At 68.6% G+C, this 22,431-nt stretch carries 20 protein-coding genes; 11 read left to right on the top strand and 9 right to left on the bottom strand.

Annotated features, from left to right (window positions below; all coding sequences use genetic code 11):
• The first annotated feature begins 2 nt into the window (after positions 1–2).
• Positions 3–617 (top strand): J domain-containing protein, encoded by a 615-nt coding sequence (locus QE385_RS12440; protein ID WP_307102273.1) that lies wholly within the window; start codon positions 3–5, stop codon positions 615–617.
• A gap of 368 nt (positions 618–985) precedes the next feature.
• On the opposite strand, the gene QE385_RS12435 is transcribed toward QE385_RS12440, so the two are convergent.
• Positions 986–1,750: a VOC family protein gene (locus tag QE385_RS12435; RefSeq protein ID WP_307102271.1), complete on the bottom strand. Its 765-nt coding sequence runs from the start codon at positions 1,748–1,750 to the stop codon at positions 986–988.
• Between the two features lie 210 nt (positions 1,751–1,960).
• Between QE385_RS12435 and cobS the strand changes: the two genes are divergently transcribed.
• From cobS to QE385_RS12415, 4 genes are all read left to right on the top strand, one after another.
• Complete coding sequence (gene cobS, locus QE385_RS12430; RefSeq protein WP_307102269.1) at positions 1,961–2,968, top strand: cobaltochelatase subunit CobS; 1,008 nt, start codon at positions 1,961–1,963, stop codon at positions 2,966–2,968.
• 5 nt (positions 2,969–2,973) lie between these two features.
• Positions 2,974–4,797, top strand: a complete 1,824-nt coding sequence (gene cobT, locus QE385_RS12425; protein WP_307102267.1) for a cobaltochelatase subunit CobT — start codon at positions 2,974–2,976, stop codon at positions 4,795–4,797.
• Entirely contained in the window at positions 4,794–5,039 is a 246-nt protein-coding gene (locus QE385_RS12420; RefSeq protein WP_307102264.1) for a ribbon-helix-helix domain-containing protein, read from the top strand. The genes cobT and QE385_RS12420 overlap by 4 nt, the downstream gene beginning before the upstream one ends.
• Before the next feature lie 539 nt (positions 5,040–5,578).
• Positions 5,579–6,589, top strand: coding sequence for a PepSY domain-containing protein (locus QE385_RS12415; protein WP_307102261.1), 1,011 nt, complete (start codon positions 5,579–5,581; stop codon positions 6,587–6,589).
• Here QE385_RS12415 and QE385_RS12410 read toward each other — a convergent pair.
• Complete coding sequence (locus tag QE385_RS12410; RefSeq protein ID WP_307102259.1) at positions 6,570–6,926, bottom strand: GntR family transcriptional regulator; 357 nt, start codon at positions 6,924–6,926, stop codon at positions 6,570–6,572. The two genes, QE385_RS12415 and QE385_RS12410, sit on opposite strands and share 20 nt — an antisense overlap.
• A gap of 83 nt (positions 6,927–7,009) precedes the next feature.
• Entirely contained in the window at positions 7,010–7,588 is a 579-nt protein-coding gene (locus QE385_RS12405; RefSeq protein ID WP_307104715.1) for a nitroreductase, read from the bottom strand.
• Positions 7,589–7,737: 149 nt separating this feature from the next.
• Between QE385_RS12405 and QE385_RS12400 the strand changes: the two genes are divergently transcribed.
• On the top strand, positions 7,738–9,324 hold the full coding sequence (locus QE385_RS12400) for a peptide MFS transporter (protein ID WP_307102257.1): 1,587 nt from the start codon (positions 7,738–7,740) through the stop codon (positions 9,322–9,324).
• Between the two features lie 193 nt (positions 9,325–9,517).
• Here the strand turns inward: QE385_RS12400 and QE385_RS12395 are convergent, their stop codons facing one another.
• Complete coding sequence (locus QE385_RS12395) at positions 9,518–10,510, bottom strand: aldo/keto reductase (RefSeq protein ID WP_307102256.1); 993 nt, start codon at positions 10,508–10,510, stop codon at positions 9,518–9,520.
• Positions 10,507–11,751 (bottom strand): dicarboxylate/amino acid:cation symporter, encoded by a 1,245-nt coding sequence (locus QE385_RS12390; protein ID WP_307102253.1) that lies wholly within the window; start codon positions 11,749–11,751, stop codon positions 10,507–10,509. The genes QE385_RS12395 and QE385_RS12390 overlap by 4 nt, the downstream gene beginning before the upstream one ends.
• A gap of 96 nt (positions 11,752–11,847) precedes the next feature.
• On the opposite strand from QE385_RS12390, the gene glmM reads away from it, so the two are divergent.
• From glmM to QE385_RS12365, 5 genes are all read left to right on the top strand, one after another.
• Positions 11,848–13,188 (top strand): phosphoglucosamine mutase, encoded by a 1,341-nt coding sequence (gene glmM, locus QE385_RS12385; RefSeq protein ID WP_307102251.1) that lies wholly within the window; start codon positions 11,848–11,850, stop codon positions 13,186–13,188.
• Positions 13,188–13,412, top strand: coding sequence for a DUF1272 domain-containing protein (locus QE385_RS12380; protein ID WP_294238197.1), 225 nt, complete (start codon positions 13,188–13,190; stop codon positions 13,410–13,412). The genes glmM and QE385_RS12380 overlap by 1 nt, the downstream gene beginning before the upstream one ends.
• Positions 13,413–13,469: 57 nt before the next feature.
• A complete protein-coding gene (gene gpmA / locus QE385_RS12375; protein ID WP_307102248.1) occupies positions 13,470–14,156 on the top strand; it encodes a 2,3-diphosphoglycerate-dependent phosphoglycerate mutase in 687 nt (228 codons plus the stop codon).
• 447 nt (positions 14,157–14,603) lie between these two features.
• The gene (gene purE, locus QE385_RS12370; RefSeq protein WP_307102247.1) at positions 14,604–15,083 is read left to right on the top strand and encodes a 5-(carboxyamino)imidazole ribonucleotide mutase; all 480 of its coding nucleotides are present in this window, start codon (positions 14,604–14,606) and stop codon (positions 15,081–15,083) included.
• 4 nt (positions 15,084–15,087) lie between these two features.
• Positions 15,088–16,143: a 5-(carboxyamino)imidazole ribonucleotide synthase gene (locus tag QE385_RS12365; RefSeq protein WP_307102245.1), complete on the top strand. Its 1,056-nt coding sequence runs from the start codon at positions 15,088–15,090 to the stop codon at positions 16,141–16,143.
• Between the two features lie 12 nt (positions 16,144–16,155).
• Here QE385_RS12365 and QE385_RS12360 read toward each other — a convergent pair whose 3' ends face one another.
• The 4 genes from QE385_RS12360 to QE385_RS12345 all read right to left on the bottom strand — a co-directional run bounded on the left by QE385_RS12360 (position 16,156) and on the right by QE385_RS12345 (position 22,225).
• A complete protein-coding gene (locus tag QE385_RS12360; RefSeq protein ID WP_307102243.1) occupies positions 16,156–16,968 on the bottom strand; it encodes an energy transducer TonB in 813 nt (270 codons plus the stop codon).
• Positions 16,969–17,013: 45 nt separating this feature from the next.
• Entirely contained in the window at positions 17,014–18,819 is a 1,806-nt protein-coding gene (locus tag QE385_RS12355) for a DUF885 family protein (RefSeq protein WP_307102241.1), read from the bottom strand.
• Positions 18,820–19,057: 238 nt separating this feature from the next.
• Positions 19,058–19,357, bottom strand: a complete 300-nt coding sequence (locus QE385_RS12350; protein WP_307102239.1) for a hypothetical protein — start codon at positions 19,355–19,357, stop codon at positions 19,058–19,060.
• 12 nt (positions 19,358–19,369) lie between these two features.
• Positions 19,370–22,225 carry a pitrilysin family protein gene (locus QE385_RS12345; protein ID WP_307102237.1) on the bottom strand — a complete coding sequence of 952 codons (2,856 nt, stop codon included), beginning with the start codon at positions 22,223–22,225 and terminating at the stop codon, positions 19,370–19,372.
• Positions 22,226–22,431: the final 206 nt, after the last annotated feature.

The raw sequence follows: 22,431 nt of genomic DNA, 5'->3' as shown, positions 1-22,431 counted from the left end.
CCGTGGTACGTCGGTCGAGCAGCGATACCTCCAAGGACAAACCCGGCGCGCGGTTTCACGGCCGGGTCGAGAATACCGGCCGCGCCTGCGACCATGCCGGTTGCGCCGAAGCGGGCGAGTTTCGCGCGCCCCCGCCCGAGGGCACGCGCAGCGGCGACGGACCGGGGCAGTTCCGCTGGTTCTGCCTGGAGCATGTCCGCGCGTTCAACAGCCGGTACAATTTCTTCGAGGGCATGAGCGCCGACGAGATTCACCGCGCGCAACGCCCCTATGCGGGCTGGGAGCGCGAGACGCGCGCCTTTGCGCAAGGCGGCACCGATCCGGGGCCGCGCTGGGCCGATTTCTCCGATCCGCTCGACGCCATCGCGGCGCGCTATCGCCGCGAGGCCGCGCCCGAACGCAGCGACGGCAAGCCGCTGTCGGGGCAGGATCGCGAAAGCCTGAAGGTGCTGGGGCTGGAGGCGAATGCGGACCGCAGCGCGCTGCGGCGACGGTATAGCGAGCTGGTGCGGCGCTATCACCCCGACCGCAATGGTGGCGACCGGAGCCATGAAGGACGGCTGCAAAAGGTGATTGCGGCCTATCAGCAGTTGCGTCAGGCCCCCGCGTTCGCCTGAACCCCTTATTTCTCCCCTGCAAGGGCAGAAGCGGGTGGAAGGGTGTTACCCTTTCGATAGCGGGACACCCCTCCGTCAGGCCTGCGGCCTGCCACCTCCCCTTGCAGGGGAGGAATTTAGGGCGGATCGATATTCAGGACTTCTTCTTCCCCTCTCCCCTGGACAGGGGAGAGGGTTAGCGAAGCTTGCCAGCCTTCTGGCTAGCGCAGCTTGGGTGAGGGGTACAGCGAGCCCAAAGGCTCGCGCGCTCGCGGTGCGAGCGTCCACCCCTCGCCCAGCTCCGACTAAGCCTTTGCTCTCGCAAAGGCCAAGTCTGCGCAACCCTCTCCCCTCTGCGAGGGGCGAGGGAAGGAAAGGATCCGCCCCAGTTACCTCCGCGGCCCGACCAGCCCGAATCGCGCGCCCTGCGGGTCCAGCGCCGACAGCGAATAATCGCCGCCGGGAATTTCCATCGGCCCGAACACGATCGTCCCGCCATGCTCGGTCACGCGCGCCGCCGCGGCATCGATGTCCTCCACCGCGAAGTAGAAATGCCATCCCGGCACGCCCCCCGGCGGGCACCCCATCAACGCGCCCAGCACCACCGGCCCATCGGCCAGGAAGCGATATTCACCCAGCTCGCCCATCGGCATCCCGCCGCGATGGGCCCAGCCGAAATGCCGCTGGAAAAAGGCGAGCGCCCGGTCGGGGTCGCTGGCGATGCGCTCGTTCCACACGACATGCCCGGTCGCGGGGCCGGTGCCATGCTCGACAAAGGCGCGCGACGGGCGCTCCTCCTCCGCCGCCATGATATAGAAGGGCGCGCCCAGCGGATCGGCGACCAGCGCCATCCGCCCGACGCCCGCCATGGTCCAGGCGGGCATCAGCACCGATCCGCCATCCTCGACGATGGTGGCCAGCGATTCGTCGACATCGACGACCGGCAGATAGCCCAGCCAGACCGGCTTGCCCGCCGCCCCCGGCGACCGCTGCATCAGGCCGCCGATCGCCTCGCCCTCGGTCGTGGCGAAGATTCGGTAATCCAGGTCGGCGATGCCGCTGTCGCCCACCTGCCAGCCGATCACGCCCGCATAAAAGGCCTGCGCCGCCGCCGCATCGTCGGTCAGCAATTCGTACCAGATGAAATTCGCCATTACCCCACCCCATCTTATTGCCGATCTGTCAGGGCGTTATGACGCTCCCCGGAGCCGATTCGGCGGCCCGTCGGCTCCCCCGACGATGACGCCCAAGCCCTGCCGACGCAATCGCCGCGACCGGGCCGATCCGCCATCTTCCTGCGATCACCGCCATTGAGTAGGGAGCCGCGCTTGGCCTAAGGCGTTGAGCGACGAGACGAGGGCCTGATGACCAACATCCCGAATACGCTTCCCGACAGCCGCGATACGACGATCCTCGACGCACCCGACAAGATGGTGTCGGTGCGCGACCTGTTCGGCATCGATACCGACATGGAGGTGCCCGCCTTCTCCGAAGCCGATGAGCGCGTCCCCGATCTCGATCCCGCCTATGTGTTCGATCCCGACACGACGCTGGCGATCCTGGCCGGTTTCGCGCACAATCGCCGCGTGATGGTGCAGGGCTATCACGGCACCGGCAAGTCGAGCCATATCGAACAGGTCGCCGCCCGCCTGAACTGGCCGTGCATCCGCATCAACCTGGACGCGCATATCAGCCGTATCGACCTGATCGGCCGCGACGCCATCGTCCTGAAGGACGGGCAGCAGGTGACCGAGTTCCGCGAAGGGCTGCTCCCCTGGGCGCTCCAGACGCCGACCGCGCTCGTCTTCGACGAATATGATGCAGGCCGTCCCGACGTGATGTTCGTGATCCAGCGCGTGCTGGAGACCGAGGGCAAGCTGACCCTGCTCGACCAGAATCGCGTCATCCGCCCCAGCAAGTGGTTCCGCCTGTTCGCCACCGCCAACACCATCGGCCTGGGCGACACCAGCGGCCTGTATCACGGCACGCAGCAGATCAACCAGGGCCAGATGGACCGCTGGAACATCGTGGTGACGCTCAACTATCTGCCCGCCGCGACCGAGGCGCAGATCGTGCTCGCCAAGTCGGGCGAATATGACAAGCCCGAGGGCAAGCAGCTGGTCGAGAACATGGTCCGCGTCGCCGACATGACCCGCAAGGGCTTCATCAACGGCGACATCTCGACCGTGATGAGCCCGCGCACGGTCATCACCTGGGCGCAGAACACGCTGATCTTCAACAACGATCCGGGCTTTGCCTTCCGCCTGTCGTTCCTGAACAAGTGCGACGAGAACGAACGCGCGCTGGTCGCGGAATATTATCAGCGCGTGTTCGGCAAGGACCTGCCCGAGAGCGTCGTCAGCCGGGCCTGATTCCCTTGGGCAACGAAACCCCTCTCGACCGGTTCAAGGCGGTCCTCGGCGGCACGGCGCGCACCATCGCGCAGGAGCCGGAGGTGGAGCTGGCCTTCACCGCCGACGCGCCCGCGCAATCGGGCAAGCATATCCGCGTGCCGATGCCCGGCCGCGCGCTGCCGCCCGAACAGGTGGCCGAGGCGCGCGGCTTTGCCGATGCCTTCGCGCTACGGCTGAAGCTGCACGACACCGCGCTCCATGCCCGCGCCGCGCCGGCCGAGGCGGTGGCGCGCGCGGTCTATGACGCGGTGGAGACCGCGCGGATCGAGGCGCTGGGCGCCCGGGGCTATGCCGGGATCGGCGACAATCTGGCGCATGCGCTCGACGTGCGGCTGCGCTCCGATCCGATGACGCGCGCGCGCAACCGCGACGAGGTGCCGCTGTCGACCGCGCTCGGGCTGCTGCTGCGCGAGCGGATGACGGGGCGTCCCTCGCCCGCCGAGACCGCACCCGCGCTGGCGCTGGTCCGCGACTGGCTGGAGGGGGCGACCGATCTCGACGCGCTGGCGGGCGCGATGGACGATCAGAAGAGGTTCCAGACGCTGGCCGCGCGCATGCTCGCCGACCTCGAACTCGCCGAGCCCCCCGCCGAGCCCGAACAGACCGATGAGGGCGGCGACGACCAAGAGGGCGAGGACCAGCAGAATGAGGACGAAAGCGACGATCAGGACGACGAACAGGGCCAGGGCGAAGGCGAGGTAGAAGCCCGCGCCGAGAAGCGCGACTCGGACAGCGAGGACGGCGAATCGCAGGAGCAGAGCCAGGATTCGCTCGACGATCTCGACGGCGAACCCGGCGAGGACGGTGACGAAGGCAGCCAGCCGACCCGCCCCAACCGTCCGATGAACGATCTGGCGTCGCAATTCGACTATAAGCCCTGGACCACCCAATATGACGAGGTGATCGCGGCGGGCGAGCTGTGCGACGCCGACGAGCTGGCGCGGCTTCGCGGTTATCTGGACCAGCAGCTGGCGCATCTGCAATCGGCGGTGTCGAAGCTGGCCAACCGGCTGCAACGCCGGTTGATGGCGCAACAGTCGCGGTCGTGGGACTTCGACCAGGAAGAGGGGATTCTCGACGCGGCACGGCTGGCGCGCGTGGTGGTCAATCCCGGCCAGTCGCTGTCCTACAAGATCGAGCGGGATACCGATTTCCGCGATACCGTCGTCACCTTGCTGATCGACAATTCGGGCTCGATGCGCGGGCGGCCGATCGGCATCGCGGCCATCTCCGCCGACATCCTCGCGCGCACGCTGGAGCGGTGCGGGGTGAAGACCGAGATCCTGGGCTTCACCACCCGTGCGTGGAAGGGCGGGCAGAGCCGCGAAACCTGGCTGGCCGCCGGGCGTCCGCCGCAGCCGGGGCGGCTGAACGACATTCGCCACATCGTCTACAAGCAAGCCGACGAGCCGTGGCGGCGCGCGCGCAACAATCTCGGCCTGATGATGCGCGAAGGGCTGCTCAAGGAGAATATCGACGGCGAGGCGCTGATGTGGGCGCATAGCCGGTTGATTGCGCGGCCCGAGGAGCGGCGCATCCTGATGGTCATCTCCGACGGCGCGCCGGTCGACGACTCGACGCTGTCGGTGAATTCGGGCAGCTATCTGGAGCGGCATCTGCGCCAGGTGATCGGCTGGATCGAGAGCAAGAGCCCGGTCGAGCTGGTCGCGATCGGCATCGGTCATGACGTGACCCGCTATTACGCCCGCGCGGTGACGATCATGGACGCCGAGCAGCTGGGCGGCACGATCATCGAGCAGCTGGCCAGCCTGTTCGACACCCCGTGAGCCGGATCGCGCCCCCGGCGGAGGGTTTCGTCGGGCCGGTCAAACGCTCGATCACGATCGCGGGCCACGCGACCTCGATCAGCCTGGAGCCGGTCTTCTGGACCGCGCTGGAAGAGGCGGCGGCGGCGCATGCCCTGCCGCTGTCCGCGCTGGTGGCGGAGATCGACGCGCTGCGGATCGGCGCGGAGGATCCCCCCAATCTGGCAAGCGCGATCCGGTCCTGGCTGTTCCTGCGGCGGTAATCCGGTTCGCGAAGGGGCGGAGATGGGCTTGGTCGACGCGCCACGGATGAGTATTGCCCTTGGGCGAAGGGGGGCGTGGGCTTCGACTTCGCTCAGCCTGAACGGATGGAGGGACTTATGCCACCCGGACCCTTGGCATGACCGCAGCATGATCGCTTTCGACACAGACCATGCCCCCATTCCCTCCCCCCGTTCGGCCTGAGCGAAGTCGAAGGCCATGGGATGACGGTTGCCCCCGGGGCGAAGGACGGGGCGTGGGCTTCGACTTCGCTCAGCCTGAACGGATGGAGGGACCTACGCCGCCCGAACCCTTGGCATGATCAGGGCTTAATCGCTGTCGACACCGACAACACCCCCATCCCCTCCCCCCGTTCGGCCTGAGCGAAGTCGAAGGCCATGGGATGGCGGTTGCCCCCGGGGCAAAGGACCGGGCGCGGGCTTCGACTTCGCTCCGCCTGAGCGGAGGTGGGGAAGACACCCCCCCCGATTGACGCCGCCGCTCGGCTCCGGCAGGGCGCGCCGTCTGTTTCGGGGTATGTGTGGCCGGCATTACGCATCGCGACCGGGGATTGCGGGTCCATCGCTGGCTGGGGCTGGTGAGCGGACTGTTCGCGGTCGCGCTGGCGCTGTCCGGCGCGATCCTGGCCTGCGCGCCGCTGATCGAGCGGATCGCCGCGCCGGACCGATACCGGATCAGCGGCGAAACCCGGATCGCCGCACAGGCCTATAGCGACGCCGCGTCTCGCCGTCTGCGCCCCGGCGAGCGGATCGCCACGCTGGCGCTCGGCGAGGGATCGGCGCCGGTCGTCGTGACGCTCGACCGGGCGAGCGACCGTGCGCAGCGCCAGCTGTTCCTCGACCCGCCGACCGCGCATATCCTCGCCAGCGGCTGGCGCGACGGCGGGGTGATCGGCGCGGTCCGGCGTCTGCATGACGGGCTGTTCCTGGCGGGGGCGGGACGATGGATTGTGGGGATCGCCGGGATCGGCATCGTCCTGACCGGCCTGAGCGGGTTCTGGGCAGCGTTGGCCCGCCAACGACCCGCCAGGCGCTCTGGCCGGAGAGGCGACGCCGTCAGGGCCTGGCATCGGGGGATCGGATTCTGGTCGGCGGTCCCGGTGCTGGCCATGACCGTCAGCGGCATCGCGCTCGCCTTGTCCGGTACGGCCACCGCGCCGCGCCCCGCGCCGCCGGTCGCCCGCCCCGCCCTGCCCGTCGCGCGGGTGGTGGCGAGCGCGCAGCGCTGGTCACGAGGGTCGCTCTCGGCGATCGACTGGCCGACCGAGCGATCGGCGGACTGGACCTTGTCTTTCGCGGGGTCCGCGCCCGGCGTCGTCAAGGTCGCCGATGACAGCGTCGGCGCGGTCGCCGCGCCGGGTCATGCCGCGCCGGTGATGCTGTCCTGGGCGCGCCGCCTGCATGATGGTCGCGCCATGTCCTGGGCCGGGCGCGCGCTGGCGGTGCTGGTCGGCCTGCTGGCGCTGGGAACCGCGGCGACCGGGCTGATCGCCTGGACGCGGCGTCCGAAGGTCAGACCCGCTCGACGCTGAGCAGGTCGGTCGCGTCGAGGCCGAGCAGGTCGATATGGTCGCGGATGCGCGGCCATTGCACCGCCAGGAAGCTCTCGCGCTCGGCGGCGCGCAGCCGCTCGGCGGCCCCCGGCATCACGAACATGCCGACGCCGCGCCGCACCTCGACATAGCCGTCGTCCTGAAAGCTCTGATAGGCCTTGGCGACCGTCAGGGGGTTCGCCCCCTGGTCCGCCGCCAGCGCGCGGACCGAGGGAAGCTGGTCCCCGGTCCGGTAGGTGCCGTTGAGAATGCCCGCCGCGATCGTCCCGCGCAGGCGGATATAAACCGGGCTGTCGTCGCCGCTAAGAGCTGTCATGCCAAGTTAATACAGCAATGCCTCAGCAAAGTCGAGGGGCTATGGTGACAACGTTTGCACGATCGTCGCGGCAGCGGCTCGGCCTATCCGCCCCAGCTCGACACGATCCGCGCCATGTCCGGGCGCGGCCGTTCATCGAGCGGGCGGCCCGGCGTGCCGAGGAAGACGAACCCGACGATCCGCTCGGGCGCGGCGCCGAATGCGTCGCGCACCGCATCGGAAAAGGCGGGCCAGCCGGTCAGCCAGCCCCCGGCATAGCCCATGGCATGCGCGGCATGGAGCAGGTTCATGCACGCCGCCCCCGCCGACAATTCCTGTTCCCACAACGGGATGTGGCTTTCGATGCGGGGAGAGGACAGGACGACGACCAGCGACGGCGCCTGATGCGCGAACTGGTCCAGCGCGGCGATCTCGGTCGCGCCCGCCTGGGGCCGTTCGGCGCGGTACGCCGTTGTGATGACCTCCGCCAGTCGGCCGCGCGCCTCCGTCGGCACGATCACGAAGCGCCACGGCGCCAGCTTGCCGTGGTCCGGGGTGCGCGCGGCGATGGTCAGCATCTCGGCCAGCTGGGCGGCGTCCGGCCCCGGCGCGACCAGATCGCGCGGCTTGCCCGAACGGCGCGTCGCCAGCAGCGAAAGCGGGGTCGTACGGTCGTTGAACACCATGTCGGAGGAGGAATCGCTCATGGGTTCGATCCTTACGGCGTCGCGCATGATATTTACAGTCGCGGCTTTGCCGCTAGGTTACCGAACCATTACGCCCCAGCGTGCCGACCGGCGCGCGGGGCGATTTCGATGGAGTAAACGCCGGCATGGCGACTGCGTATGAGGCCGCCGCGCGCGGCAAGACGGTTTTGGGGCATCCCCGAGGCCTGTTCCTGTTGTTCTTCACCGAAATGTGGGAGCGTTTTTCCTTCTACGGGATGCGCGCCATCCTGGTCTTCTACCTGACCAAGCATTTCCTGTTCACCGACGAACCCGCCTTCGGCATCTACGCCGCCTATATGTCGCTGGTCTATTTCACGCCGGTGATCGGCGGTTATCTGGCCGACCGCTATCTGGGGGCCAGACGCGCGGTGCTGGCGGGGGGCATCTTCATCGCCTTCGGCCATTTGCTGATCGCGGTGATGGAAGGGCCGCAGGGCGCGCAAGGCGTCTATCTGGAGGGCTTCTACCTGGCGCTGGCCGCGATCGTGATCGGCACCGGGTTCCTCAAGGCCAATATCTCGGTGCTGGTCGGGCAACTCTATGCCCGCGACGACATGCGGCGCGATCCCGCCTTCTCGATCTTCTATATGGGGATCAACGGCGGCGGCGCGCTGGGGCCGATCGTGTGCGGCGTGCTGGGCGAGACGGTGGGCTGGGCCTATGGCTTCGGCGCGGCGGGCATCGGCATGTTGCTGGGCCTGGTCGCCTTTATCGGGCTGAAGCGCGAACTCCACGGCGCGGGTGAAGCGCCCTCGCTGCCCGCGTTGCGCGCGCCGGTCGTGGCCGGCCTGTCGCGCGAATGGCTGATCTATCTGGGCGCGATCGTGGCGACGCTGGTGACGTGGCAGTTGATCCGGCATCAGGACGCGGTCGGCACGCTGCTGATCGTGTTCAGCATCGGCACGGTGGGCTTCATCCTGTGGCGGGCGGTGTTCACCCTGGGCAAGATCGATCGCGACCGTATCCTGGCCGCGCTGTTCCTGATCGCGCTGTGCCCGCTCTTCTGGGCGCTGTTCGAACAGGCGGGCTCCTCGCTCAACGTCTATACCGACCGCTCGGTCGATCGCAGCCTGCTCGGCTGGACGATCCCGGCCTCGGCCTTCCAGTCGGTCAACTCGATCTTCATCATCCTGCTGGCCCCGGTCTTCGCGGCGGTCTGGACCCTGCTCGCCAAGCGGGGATGGGAACCGAGCGCACCGTTCAAGTTCGGCATCGGGCTGGTCGGCGTGGGCGCGGGCTTTCTGGTCCTGGTGGCGGGGGCCGCGCTATATGCCGGAGCGCCGACGCCGGTGATCTTCGTCATCCTGGTCTATCTGATCCACACCATGGCCGAGCTGTGCTTCTCGCCGGTCGGGCTGTCGGCGATGACGCGGCTGTCGCTGCCCAGCATGACCGGGCTGATGATGGGCACCTGGTTCCTGGCGACGGCGGCGGGCAATTTCATCGCCGGGCTGATCGCGCAGGCGACCGGCGGCGAGGGCGCGGGGCCGGACAAGGTGCTCGACGTCTATACGCGGATCGGCTGGTTCTCGATCGGGATCGGCGTCGTCGTGCTGGTCGTCTCGCCCTTCATCGCCAGGCTGATGCACCTCGACCTGCTGAAGGCCGATGCCGCACTGGCGGGCGACAAGGAACTGGCCGAACCGGCGGCGGCGGGCGTCGATACGCGGCTGGAGCAGAAGCCGCTGTGAACCAAATGGGGCGGTTCGGGATGACCCAGCCGCCCCTTTTTCCCTACCCCCCTGCTCTTCCGATCACCCCCACCTCCGTTCGCACTGAGCGAAGTCGAAGGGCGCGGGATGACGCCTGCGGACAGGCCGGGGCGTGGGCTTCGACTTCGCTCAGCCTGAACGGAGGTTCGGGGGTATTACTCCGGCGAGCGGCTCAGAGCCGCGTCATCGCCATCGCCCGCTCGCCATAACGCGGCCCCGCCGTGCCGCCCCGCGGAGCCGCTTCGTCCAGCGTCGCCAGCTCCCCGGCCGAGAGCGTCAGTTCGGCCGCCTTCATCGAATCCTCCAGCGTCACGCGCCGCTTGGAGCCGGGGATCGGCACGATGTCGTCGCCCTGCGCCAGCAGCCAGGCGAGCGCCACCTGCGCGGCACTCGCGTCATGCGCGGCGGCGATCTGCTTCACCACTTCGACCAGTGCCATGTTCCGGTCGAAATTCTCCTCCGAGTAACGGGGATCGTTCCGCCGATAATCGCCCTCGGGCAGATCTTCGCGCCGGGTGATCTGCCCGGTCAGGAACCCGCGCCCCAAGGGGCTGTACGGTACGAAGCCGATGCCCAGCTCGCGCACCACGGGCAGGATGTCGGCCTCGACATCGCGCTCCCACAACGAATATTCCGACTGGACCGCCGCGATCGGGTGGACGGCGGCGGCGCGGCGGATCGTCTCGGCGCTGGCCTCGGACAGACCCAGCCGCCGGACCTTGCCCTGTTCGACCAGCCGCCCCATCGCGCCGATCGTATCCTCGATGGGGACGTTGGGATCGACCCGGTGCTGGTAGAACAGGTCGATCGTCTCGACCCCCAGCCGCCTGAGCGACCCCTCGCACGCGCGCTGGACATTGGCGGGGGTGGAGTCGACGCCCGTCATGCCGTTCTCGTCATAGCGGAAGCCGAATTTGGTCGCGATCACCACCGCGTCGCGCTGGCCGCGAATGGCACGGCCGACCAGTTCCTCATTGACCAGCGGGCCATAGATTTCGGCGGTGTCGAACAGGGTCACGCCCAGCTCGATCGCGCGGTGGATGGTCGCGATGCTCTCCGCCTCGTCGGCCTGGCCGTACATGTTCCGGCCGACACCGGCCATCGGCATGCAGCCGAGACCCAGCGCAGAAACCTCGAATTCGGGGCCGAGCGTGCGGTATTTCATGGGGTGTCCTCGTCGATGGTGCGGCTGGCTCGGGAAACGGTCGCGGTCGCGGCAAGGTCCATGCTGACATTGCCGAGCGTCCGGAAGATGTCGGGAATCGTCTCCACCGCGATCAGCAGCCCCAAAGGCGCGGCGGGCACCCCCAGCGCGACGCAGACCGGCGCGATCGAGGCGAAGAAGGTGATCTGGGACGGCAGGCTCGCCGAGCCCAGCGAGCACAGGATCGCCACGACCACGGCGGCCGCGACCGAGGCCATGCCGGGCACGATCCCGAACCAGTCGGCGATATAGAGCGCCACCGCGACGTTCATCGCGGGCTGGGTCGCGCGGAACATCGCGACCGCCATCGGCAGGACCAGGCTGGCGGTGCCCGGCGCGATGCGCAGCACCTTGGTCCCCTCGACCATCGCGGGCAGGCTGGCGAGCGAGGATTGGGTGGAGATCGCCACCGCCTGCGCCGGGGCCAGCGCGCGGGCGAAGCGCGCCAGCGGCACACGCGCGCCCAGCATCGACACGCCGTAAGCCATCAGCATCACGATCACCCCGATGCTGGCGATGATCGCGATATAATGGGCCAGCGCCCCGAACGCGCCCCCGCCCGCGCTCGCCCCGACGACGAAGGCCAGCGCGAACACGCCCAGCGGCGCCAGCCACAGCACCCATCCGATCAGGACCAGCATCGCATCGCGGATCGCGGTGAAGAATCGCAGCAGCAGCGCACGCCCCTCGCCCTCGATCCGGGTGATCGCAAAGGCGAAGGCCAGCGTGAACAGGATCAGCGACAGGAGCGCATTGTTGGTGGCGGCGGCGAAGATATTGGTCGGCACGATGCCGGTCACGAACTCGGCGACGGGCGGCGGGGCGGCGACCGGCTCGGCATGGCCCAGCGCCGCCTTCAGCGCCTCCGCCGCGTCGCGCGGGATCGGCACCGCGTGCAGCAGCGCGGGCGTGACGACAGCGGCCATCGTCGCGGTCAGCGTGACCAGGATCAGGAAGGTCAGGATCGCCCGCGCGGCGATCCGCCCGGCCTGCGCCGCCTCGGCGGTGGCGGTCACCCCCGTAATCAGCAGCGTGACGACCAGCGGGATGACCGTCATCTGCAACCCGTTCAGCCAGAGCGTGCCGACCGGCCGCGCGACCGCGACACCCGCTTGCGCCACCCCGGGCGAGGCCGCCGCCAGCCCCACCCCCGCCAACAGACCGGCGGCCAGACACAATAGGATCAGCGTGGCTCGGGACATGAAGGGGCCTCGGTTCCTTTGAGCTTTTGGAAAGGTCACGCTAAACGGGGCGCGACCGCATGGTGTTTCCTCTTAATCCGGCAGGGACTTGGCCGCATGGCAAGAAAATATTTCGGCACTGATGGCATTCGCGGCGCCACCAATGGCGCGGTGATGACCGCCGAGATGGCGATGAAGGTCGGCATGGCGGCCGGTGCCTATTTCCAGCGCGGCGATCACCGCCACCGCGTCGTGATCGGCAAGGACACCCGCTTGTCGGGCTATATGCTGGAATCGGCGCTAGTCGCGGGCTTCACCAGCGTCGGCATGGACGTGGTGATGCTCGGCCCGCTGCCCACGCCTGCGGTCGCGATGCTGACCCATTCGATGCGCGCCGATATCGGCGTGATGATCTCGGCCAGTCACAATCCCTTTGCCGACAATGGCATCAAGCTGTTCGGCCCCGATGGCTACAAGCTGTCCGACGAGGCCGAGGAATCGATCGAGGACCTGATCGAGCAAGACGTGCCGCTGGTGGCCTCGGGCAAGATCGGCCGCGCGCGCCGGGTCGACGACGCCGCCGGGCGCTATATCCACTTCGCCAAGTCGACATTCCCGCAGGCGCTTCGCCTGGACGGCCTGCGTGTCGTGATCGACTGCGCGAACGGCGCGGCGTACAAGGTGGCCCCCGCCGCCCTGTGGGAACTGGGCGCGGACGTGGTCGCGATCGGCGTGACCCCCAATGGCACCAACATCAATGACGGCGTCGGCTCGACCGCGCCGCAGACGCTGGCCGAGACGGTGGTGGCGAGCGGCGCGGATATCGGCATTGCCCTCGACGGCGATGCCGACCGCCTCATCATCGTCGACGAGACCGGCGCGGTGGTCGATGGCGACCAGCTGATGGCGATGATCGCGACCAGCTATGCGCGCGAAGGGCGACTGGCGGGCGGTGGCCTGGTCGCCACCGTCATGTCCAATCTGGGGCTGGAGCGGCATCTGGCCGCGCAGGGGCTGGGCCTGATCCGTACCAAGGTCGGCGACCGCCATGTCCTGGAGGCGATGCGCACGCGCGGATACAATGTCGGCGGCGAGCAGTCGGGGCATATCATCCTGTCCGACTATGCCCGCACGGGCGACGGGCTGGTCGCCGCGCTCCAGGTGCTGGCCGAGCTGAAGCGCGCGGGCGCGCCCGCCAGCGAGGTGCTGCACCGCTTCGATCCGCTGCCCCAGCTCCTGAAGAATGTCCGCTTCGCGGGCGGCAAGCCGCTGGAGCATGAGAAGGTGCAGGGCGTCATCGCCGCCGCCGAGGCCGAACTGGCCGGGCGCGGTCGCCTGGTCATCCGCCCGTCGGGCACCGAACCCGTCATCCGCGTGATGGCCGAGGGCGAGGACAAGCGCCAGGTGGAGACTCTGGTCGACCGCATCTGCGACGTGGTGCGCGAGGTGGCCGCCTGATGCTGGAGATGCGTCCCGATTGCGAGCGCTGCGGCGCGGACCTGCCCCCGTCCCAGGGCGGCGCCTTCATCTGCTCGCTGGAAACCACCTTCTGCGCCGAATGCGCCGACGAACTGGACGAGATCTGCCCCGATTGCGGCGGCGAGCTGCTCGACCGGCCGACCCGCATGGGCCGCGTGCTGAAGGCCAATCCCGCCTCCACGCAAGGCCGTTTTCGCGGCTGACCTCGACCCCGCGTGCCCGCCGCTCTATGCGGGCCTCATCACTTTGAAGGAGTTTCCATGCCCCAGCTCGTCCTGATCCGCCACGGCCAGTCCGCCTGGAATCTCGAGAACCGCTTCACCGGCTGGTGGGATGTCGACGTGACCGCACAGGGTGCGGCCGAGGCGCGCGCGGCGGGTGCGATGATGGCCGAGAAGGGCCTCGACTTCGACCTGACCTTCACCAGCCTCCAGACCCGCGCGATCAAGACGCTGAACCTGGCGCTGGAGACGATGGGCCGCCTCTGGCTGCCGACCGAGAAGCATTGGCGGCTGAACGAGCGCCATTATGGCGGGCTGACCGGCCTGGACAAGGCGGAGACGGCGGCCAAGCATGGCGACGAGCAGGTCAAGATCTGGCGCCGCAGCTTCGACGTGCCACCGCCCCCGGCGGATGCGGGCGGCGAGTTCGACGTGTCGGGCGACCGCCGCTATGCGGGCATCGACGTGCCGCAGACCGAGAGCCTGAAGGACACGATCGCGCGCGTCCTGCCCTATTGGGAAGAGCGCATCGCGCCTGCGCTGCGCGACGGCAACCGCGTGCTGATCTCGGCGCACGGCAACTCGCTGCGCGCGCTGGTCAAGCATCTGTCGAACATCCCCGACGACGAGATCACCGGCCTGGAAATCCCGACCGCGCAGCCGATCGTCTATGAGCTGGCCGACGACCTGACGCCGACGGACCGCTATTATCTGTCCGAGCGCTAAGCGATCGGGAGACGGGGGGCGATCTAACCCGCGATCGCCTCACGTCCCAACCTCTTCGCGCCATCGCGGCTTCGCGTGAACCATTTGATTTCACGCGAAGCCGCGAAGCCGCGAAGATTTTTGTTCGCGCGGAGGCGCGGAGGCGCGGAGAGTTGGTCCGCGCGGCAGGTCTATTGTTCCCATCGGAGCCTGCCATCGTCTTCCGTTCGACGGGGAGGGCTACGCGGCGGCCCCTACCGACACCTCCGCGTCTCCGCGTCTCCGCGCGAACCAAACTCCATCCTCCGTTCAGGCTGAGCGAAGTCGAAGCCCACGCCCCCACGCTCCGGCAAAATCGCCCGCCACCATACCCGAACGCATACGGAAACTTGCCCCCCTCGCCCCGTCCCGCTAGGCAGCCCGTTTCCCCGGCAACGGGGCCAAAGGGGCTAAGGCGGAACAGCGGATATGACGTCGGTCGGGATCATCATGGGGTCCACTTCGGACTGGGAAACCATGCGGCATGCCGCCGAGACGCTGGAGGCGCTGGGCGTGGCGCATGAGACCCGAGTCGTCTCCGCGCACCGCACGCCGCAGCGCCTGTTCGATTACGCCACCACCGCCGCCGATCGCGGGATCAAGGTCATTATTGCGGGCGCGGGCGGCGCGGCGCACCTCCCCGGCATGGCCGCGTCGATGACCCATCTGCCGGTGCTGGGCGTGCCGGTCGAGTCCAAGGCGCTGAAGGGCATGGATAGCCTGCTCTCGATCGTCCAGATGCCCGGCGGCATTCCCGTCGGCACGCTGGCCATCGGCAAGGCGGGCGCGATCAATGCGGGCCTGCTCGCCGCCTCGATCCTGTCGCTCTCCGACGAAGACCTCGCCGAGCGTCTGAAGGACTGGCGCCAGCGCCAGACCGACGGCGTCGCCAACGATCCGCAAGGGTAAGCCGATGCTGAAGCCGGGTTCGACGATCGGGATTCTGGGTGGCGGCCAGCTGGGCCGGATGCTGGCGGTGGCGGCCGCGCAACTGGGGTATCGCACCCATGTGCTCGCCCCCGACGAGGAAAGCGTCGCGGCGCAGACCGCGTCCGCGCTGACCCGCGCCGATTATCACAATACGGTCGTGCTCGCCGACTTCGCCGCCGCCTGCGACGTCGTCACCTATGAGTTCGAGAATGTCGATGTGACGCCGGTCGAATGGCTGGCCGAGCGGCTGCCCGTCCATCCCGCGCCCGCCGCGCTGCGCGTCGCGCAGGACCGGATCGCCGAGAAGAGCTTCGTCGAGAAGGTTGGCGGCCGCCCCGCCCCCTGGGCCGCGGTCAATTCCGCCGCCGACCTGACCGCCGCGCTGGAGCGGATCGGCTGCCCCGCGATCCTGAAGACCACGCGCTTCGGCTATGACGGCAAGGGCCAGGCGCTGATCCGCGAGATGGCCGATGCCCCCGCCGCCTGGGAAGCGATTGGCGGCCCCGCCGTGCTGGAGGGGTTCATCCATTTCAGCCATGAATTCTCGATCCTGGTGGCGCGCGGGACCGACGGGACGACCGTCCGCTACGACCCGCCGCACAATATCCACCGCGACGCGATCCTGCGCACCTCCACCCTGCCCGCGCCGCCCGAGATCGGGGCGCAGGCCGAGGAGGCGACCGCGCTCGCCATCCGCATCGCCGAGCAGCTGGGCTATGTCGGGGTGCTGGCCTGCGAATTCTTCGCGACCGAGAACGGCCCCGTCTTCAACGAGATGGCCCCGCGCGTCCACAATTCGGGCCATTGGACGATCGAGGGCGCCGAAACCTCGCAGTTCGAGAATCATATCCGCGCGATTTGCGGCCTGCCGCTGGGCGACACGTCGCTGACGGGTGCGTGGGTGCAGATGGAGAATCTGATCGGCGACGATGCCTGGGACGGCGCGTTCACCGAAAAGGGCACCCATCTCCACCTCTATGGCAAGGCCGAGTCGCGGCCGGGGCGCAAGATGGGGCATATCACGCGCGTGACGCGCTGAGCGGGCGTCACGCTATCGCCGGACGGTGAAGGTCACGGGCACCAGCACCTGCGCCTGATAGACCTGATCGCCCTTCATCACCGGCCGGATCCGGAATTGCCGGTAGAGCCCCAATGCCGCCGCGCCGAAACCACGCCCCTTGGGACGCTCCGCCGCGATCGAACAGCTTTTGGGCGTTCCCGGCCGGGGCACGTCGCATAGCAGCACCGCGATGCCGCTGACCCCGCCCGCCCAAGCCATTTTGGGAAAGGCTTTGTCGATCAGCTCCTGCGGCGGCTTTTCGATCCATTCGGCAAGCGCGTAGCGGAGCCGCCCTTCGCCCGGACCATCGCCGTCGCCGCGTCCACTACCGGTGCCGCGCCCCTCGCCGCCCGTCCCGCGCCCGCTGGCGATTCCCGTCCCCAGCCCATCCGAGATCGCCGTCCCGACGCGCAAGGCCGGCTCGGCCGCCAATCCCGCCGCCGGGGCGGGCAGGTCGACCATGTCGAACCGGGCAGGCGCGACCGCCGCCGGGGCGGCCTGTCGGGCGGGACGCGCGGGCGCCGGGCGTGGCGATCCGCCCCCGGCGGTCGGACGCGGCACCAGGCTCTCGCGCTTGACCGGGGCGGGTGCGACCGGCGGCGGCGGCACGGGGACGGGCGGAGGCTCCGGCGGGCGGGGCACGTCGAACAGCGTCAGCAGCGGCCGGGCCGGGTCGTCGGTCAGGCGATGCCGGGGCTGTCCCCAGATCAGCAGCGCCAGGATCGCGGCATGGACCGCGACCGTGGCGACGACCGCCACCGATCGCCGCCCATGATCCCGCCGGACCGAAACGCTGTCCTGCATCGCGCTATTCTCCCGGACGGAGGATCACCGCGATGCTGATCGACGTCAAGTCCGCGCCCAGTCCTCGCCGATCCGGCGCAACACGTCGAGCGGCACGCGGCCGTGGCGCAGCACGGCGGTATGGAACGCCTTCAGGTCGAACCGCGCGCCCTGCTGCTTCCGGGCGGACTCGCGAATGTCGACAAAGACCGAATGGCCCAGCTTGTAGCTCGCCGCCTGGCCGGGATTGACGCAGTAGCGTTCGACCTCGCGCGTCGCGAACCCCTCCGCCTCGCCCTCGGCCTCGACGAAATGGCGGATCGCCTGTTCGCGGGTCCAGCGCATATGGTGAAGCCCGGTATCGACCACGCAGCGATTGGCGCGGAACAGCAGGAACTTCAGATAGCCCAGCTGCCCCAGCGGATCGTCGTCATACATGCCGATCTCGTCCGCCAGCTGCTCGGCATAGAGCGCCCAGCCTTCGCCATAACCCGAAAAGCCGTTGAGCTTGCGGATCAGCGGCAGCCGCGTGTTGGACAGCGCCAGCCCGCCCTCCATCTGATGCCCCGGCAACCCTTCGTGATAGACGGTCGTGGCCAGGCAGAATTTGGGCCAGTCGGCGCTGTCCTTCAGGTTGAAATAGACCAGGCCGGGGCGCGATCCGTCGATCGCGGGCCCCTGCGCAAAGGCCGCCGCCGCGCCCGCCTCGGTCTGGGGCGGCACACGGCGCACTTCGAAGCCATAGGGCGGCATGCGTTCGAACACCTGCGACAGGCGGGTGCGGATCGCATCCAGCCGCGCGTTGCAATAGGCGATGGCGGCGCGCTTGCCCTCGTCGGTATTGGGATAGAGCTGATCGGGATTCTTGTAGAGCGCGGCCATGCGCTGCCCCACCGTGCCCTTGGTGAAACCCTGCTTCTTCAGCAGCGCGTCGAGCCGGGCGGACAGCATCGCCGCCTGGTCGCGGCCGAAGCGATGGACCTCGTCGGGCGAGAAGCTGGTCGTCGTATTGGCCTTGAGCGCGACCGGATAATAGGCCGCCCCCTCGCGCAGTTTCCACACGCCCGCATCATGCGTCGCCTTGGCCCGCAACGCCTTGGCATAGGCGAGCTGGCGATCCAGCGCGGGCAGCACCTCCGCCTCATAGATTTTCGTGGCCGCCTGCGCATGGCGGTCGCCCAGCCCCTTTTCGGCGGCGCGGCGCGCGAGCGACCGGACGACCAGCGCCTCGCTCGCGGGCTGGCGGGTCTTGCCCATCTGTTCGATCGCAAGGTCGAGGATGAAGTCGGGCGGCACCACCCCCTGCCCCGCATCGTGGCGCATCCGGTCGGTCTGCGCGTCCATCTGCTGCCCGAAGGCGCGCAGCCGCATCAGATAGGCGTCGGCATCGCCCGCATTGGCGATCTTGTGCTTGGTGTCGAGAAAGTCGGGGACCGACTGATAGGCGCCCGACAGCTGCGACACGACATAGGGGCTGGGCCCATAGGAATAGCCGCCGAAATCGAACGCCTGCACTGCTTCCGCCGAGCGCCGGGTATAGAGGACCGATTCCAGGTCGATCCGCTCCTCTGGCGACAGGGTGGCGGGGTCGATCGCCTGGAGCCGGGCCAGATCGGCCTTGGTCGCCGCCTTCGCCGCCGCGATCCCGGCGGGGGACTGATCAGACAGACGCCCCCGCAGATCGGCATTGGCGCCGGTGTCGAGGCCAAGGCTGGTCGCGCCCTCCGGACTGCGGCGAAGCTGTTCCTGGACCAGCGTGTCGAACAGCGCGGTCAGGCGGGCGGATGCGCTGGTCTGGGCCAGAACCCCCTCGCTGCCCGCCGCCACGGCCAGCGCCGCCGTGCCCCCCAGGAAATGCCGCCGGTCGATCATGCTTGCCCCCTTTTGGTTTTCGACCGCCAGCGTAACGGGATTTGGCGGGAATTGAAGCGGTTATGGGGCGGGTGTCTGTGCATGGGCTTCGACTTCGCTCAGCCTGAACGGCTGCGGGCAAAGACCCATTCCACCCGACGTTCAGCCTGAGCGAAGTCGAAGGCCAAGGGAAACCCCCAAAGAAAAAGGGCGGCCCGTCCTGCGACGCACCGCCCTTCCCCCGCTCAAGGCGTAAAAATCACCCCGCGCGCGTGCCCGACAGCGGGAAGCTGCCGAACGCGCCCGCGCCGACCGATCCGGTCAGCGTGTCGCCATCGGCGGTCGCTTCGCAGTCCAGCGTCATCGGCATGGGCGAGGAGATCGACATCTTCCAGTGGATCGTGTTGCCCGACACGCTCCCCTCGATATCCATCGCCCCCATCTGGCCGCCGCCCGAGCCGGTGAAGCGATCACCCTCGGTGGTGACGGTCAGGGTCATCTCCTGGTCGCCCAGGGGCGACTTGACGGTGCAGTTCCAGGTGCCGTCGATGTCGGCCATATTCGCTCTCCCTTATTGTCCGGCGGCGGGGGCGGGCCCCGCCACATCGGCCGCCTCGACCACCTCGACCGGCAGGCCCAGCGTATCGAGCTGCGGCTTGACCGTCTTGGCATCGCCGACCACGACCCAGATGAATTGCCTGGGGTTCAACGCCGCCTCGATCGACTTGTTCAGCTCGGGCAGCGTCATCGCCTGATACCGCCGGGTGATCGTCGCATAATAATCGTCGGGACGGCGGAACAGGTCGTTGGCCTGCATCGCCGACAGCACCGCGCCCGACGTCTCGAAGCTGCCCGACAGCGAGCGGATCGCCCCGGTGATCGCGCGATCGAACTCCACCTGGTCCATCGGCTTGGTGGTCAGGAATTCGGTGACGTCGGTGCGCAGCGCGTCGATCGACGGGCCGGTCTTGTCCGCCTGCACCGGCGCCGACATGACATAGGGCGCCGCGAATTCCGAGGTCTGGAAGCCGCCGCGCACGCCATAGGACCAGTGCTTGTTCTCGCGGATATCGGTGTTGATCCGGCTGAGGAAGCTGCCGCCCAGCGCGTCGTTGGCGGTGTTCTGCACCAGCAGATTGTCGATGCCCTTCAGCCCCGTCGGCGCGCCCGCCAGGATCATCGACTGCGGGCTGTCGGGCCGGTTGACCAGCACGATCCTGGGTGCCGAGGGCTGCCCCGCCGCGAAGTTCTTGACCCCCGCCGCGCCCGTGCCGCGCCAGTCGCCCAGCACCCGGTCGAGCGCCGCCTTCACCTCGGCCAGCGGACGGTCGGAGGTGACGAAGATCTTTGCCTTGTCGGGCCGCAGCCACGCCTGCTGGAACGCGATCAGGTCGGCGCGGGTCAGCGCCGCCACCGCCTGCGGATCGCCCGCGCCCTGCGCCTTGGCATAGGGGCTGGTCGGCCCATAGACGAGCGGCGGCAGGACACGGCTCGCCAGCCCCTGCGGGCTGGTCAGCTCCTGCTTGATACCCGCCAGCGTCTGCGCCTTGACCCGCGCCAGTTCGGCATCCGGGAAAGCGGGGTTGCGGACGATATCGGCATAGAGATCGAGCGCGGGCGCCAGATTGGCGCTCGGCACGTCGAGGCCGACGACCGTGCGGTCGTTCGATGCACTCGACCCGATCGAGGCGCCCAGCCGCTCCTGCTCCTCGGCGATCGCGATCGTGTTGCGGTGGGTGGTTCCCTCGTCCAGCATCGACTGGACCAGGCGCTGCGTCCCCAGCTTGCCGGGCACGTCGGCGGCGATCCCGGCGTCGAACGACATCGCGATCTGCGTCACCGGCACGGCGGTCCGCTGCGCGTAGATCAGCTCGATCCCGTTCGCCAGACGGCTGCGCTCGACCGCCGGGAAGCTCAGCGGCTTGACCTCGCCGACTTCGGGCAGGCTGCCGCGCGTCCCCTTGACCGGCTGGTCGGGCGCGGCGGGCACATCGGCGCGCGGCGGCACCTTGGCCTCCTCATAGGCGTCGCGCGCGCCGGGCACGACGGTCAGCGTATAGGCCGGGCGCGACAGCCACTTATCGGCCACCGCCTTGACGGTCGCGGGCGTCTGCGCCGCGATCGCCAGCAACTGCTTCTTATATTTGCCCGGATCGTTGGAGTAGAGCGCCCCCTCGGCCAGCGCCACCGCCTTGCCGCCAAAGCCGCCGACCGATTCCAGCCCCTCGACACGGCCCGACACGAACCGGGTCACGGCGCGCCGCACCTCGTCGGCGGTCGGGCCGTTCTTCAGGAAGTCGGCCAGGATCTCCTGCATCCGCTTGTCGACCAGCGCCGGATCGACGCCGGGGCGGACGATCGCGGTCATGTTGAACATGCCGACCTGTGCGAAGGGACGATCGCTGGCCGACACCTGCACCGCCAGCTTCTCCTGCTTGACCAGGATATTGTCGAGCCGCGACGAGGCCAGCCCGCCCAGGATCGACCCCGCGACCACCAGCGGCGCGCTTTCGGGATCGTTCAGCCCCGGCACCGCCCAGTTGCGGCTGATCATGACGGCGGCGACGCGGTCCTTCATCTCCTCGTTGACGGGCGCGGGCAGGGTCGGGATGGCGACGGTCGGCAGGACGCTCTTGGGGCCCGGCTGGATCGCGCCGAAATATTTTTCCACCAACGGCTTGGCGGTGGCGACGTCGATATCGCCCGCCAGCACCAGCACGGCATTATTGGGGCCGTAATGCTGCCGGAACCAGTCCTTCACCGTGTCGAGCGTCGCGGCGTCGAGATCGGTCATCGAGCCGATGGTGGTATGGGCATAGGGATGGCCCGCGGGGAACAGCCCCTCCAGGATCTTGTACTGGGTCAGGCCGTAAGGCTGGTTGTCGCCCTGGCGCTTTTCGTTCTGGACGACGCCGCGCTGCTCGTCGAGCACGCTCTGCGTCACCGCGCCGAGCAGATAGCCCATGCGGTCCGATTCCAGGAACAGCGCGCGGTCGAGCGCGGCGGTCGGCACCGTCTCGAAATAATTGGTCCGGTCGAAATAGGTGGTGCCGTTATAGTCGGTCGCGCCCACCGACTTGAGCGGCGCGAAGAAGTCGCCCGGCGCATTCTCCGACCCGTTGAACATCAGATGCTCGAACAGATGCGCGAACCCGGTCTTGCCCTTGGGCTCGTGCTTCGAGCCGACGTCGTACCAGACGCTGACCGCGACGACGGGCGCCTTGCGGTCGGTATGGACGACGACGCGCAGGCCGTTCTTCAGGGTGAAGGTCTGATAGGGGATGTCGACCGCCTTCACGAGGGTCGATACGGGCGCGGGCTTCGCGGTGGCGGCGGCCTTGACCGCGGTCTGTGCAAGAACGGCCTGGCCCGGCAGGACGAACGCGAGGGCGGCGGCGCCGGTCAGCGCCACGGACTTGATACGCATGATCTTTTGAGTCTCCCCACTCAGTAAGGGGTCGAGCATAGCGGGCGCGCGACGGACCGCAATCCCGGTCCGACACAGCGATTTCGCCGCATCCCGCTTGCCACCCTTTCGCAATCGAAACGGCCATCCCATCTTGCGGACAGCATCATGCGCCCACCCCTTGTGTTGCCAATTTGCAACACCATCTGACCTGGAAAGCGACAGGA

This window comes from Sphingomonas sp. SORGH_AS_0950 (assembly GCF_030818415.1).
GTDB lineage: Bacteria > Pseudomonadota > Alphaproteobacteria > Sphingomonadales > Sphingomonadaceae > Sphingomonas.
The sequence above is the reverse complement of the archived record's forward strand: the minus strand, read 5'-3'. Positions and strand labels throughout refer to the sequence as shown.

Excerpts from the sequence above, each read along its gene's own strand:
- QE385_RS12435 (WP_307102271.1), bottom strand. The coding sequence starts at position 1,750 with ATGGCGAATTTCATCTGGTACGAATTGCTGACCGACGATGCGGCGGCG.
- cobS (WP_307102269.1), top strand. The coding sequence starts at position 1,961 with ATGACCAACATCCCGAATACGCTTCCCGACAGCCGCGATACGACGATC.
- QE385_RS12410 (WP_307102259.1), bottom strand. The coding sequence starts at position 6,926 with ATGACAGCTCTTAGCGGCGACGACAGCCCGGTTTATATCCGCCTGCGC.
- QE385_RS12400 (WP_307102257.1), top strand. The coding sequence starts at position 7,738 with ATGGCGACTGCGTATGAGGCCGCCGCGCGCGGCAAGACGGTTTTGGGG.
- QE385_RS12395 (WP_307102256.1), bottom strand. The coding sequence starts at position 10,510 with ATGAAATACCGCACGCTCGGCCCCGAATTCGAGGTTTCTGCGCTGGGT.
- QE385_RS12390 (WP_307102253.1), bottom strand. The coding sequence starts at position 11,751 with ATGTCCCGAGCCACGCTGATCCTATTGTGTCTGGCCGCCGGTCTGTTG.
- glmM (WP_307102251.1), top strand. The coding sequence starts at position 11,848 with ATGGCAAGAAAATATTTCGGCACTGATGGCATTCGCGGCGCCACCAAT.
- QE385_RS12380 (WP_294238197.1), top strand. The coding sequence starts at position 13,188 with ATGCTGGAGATGCGTCCCGATTGCGAGCGCTGCGGCGCGGACCTGCCC.
- gpmA (WP_307102248.1), top strand. The coding sequence starts at position 13,470 with ATGCCCCAGCTCGTCCTGATCCGCCACGGCCAGTCCGCCTGGAATCTC.
- purE (WP_307102247.1), top strand. The coding sequence starts at position 14,604 with ATGACGTCGGTCGGGATCATCATGGGGTCCACTTCGGACTGGGAAACC.
- QE385_RS12365 (WP_307102245.1), top strand. The coding sequence starts at position 15,088 with ATGCTGAAGCCGGGTTCGACGATCGGGATTCTGGGTGGCGGCCAGCTG.
- QE385_RS12360 (WP_307102243.1), bottom strand. The coding sequence starts at position 16,968 with ATGCAGGACAGCGTTTCGGTCCGGCGGGATCATGGGCGGCGATCGGTG.
- QE385_RS12355 (WP_307102241.1), bottom strand. The coding sequence starts at position 18,819 with ATGATCGACCGGCGGCATTTCCTGGGGGGCACGGCGGCGCTGGCCGTG.
- QE385_RS12350 (WP_307102239.1), bottom strand. The coding sequence starts at position 19,357 with ATGGCCGACATCGACGGCACCTGGAACTGCACCGTCAAGTCGCCCCTG.
- QE385_RS12345 (WP_307102237.1), bottom strand. The coding sequence starts at position 22,225 with ATGCGTATCAAGTCCGTGGCGCTGACCGGCGCCGCCGCCCTCGCGTTC.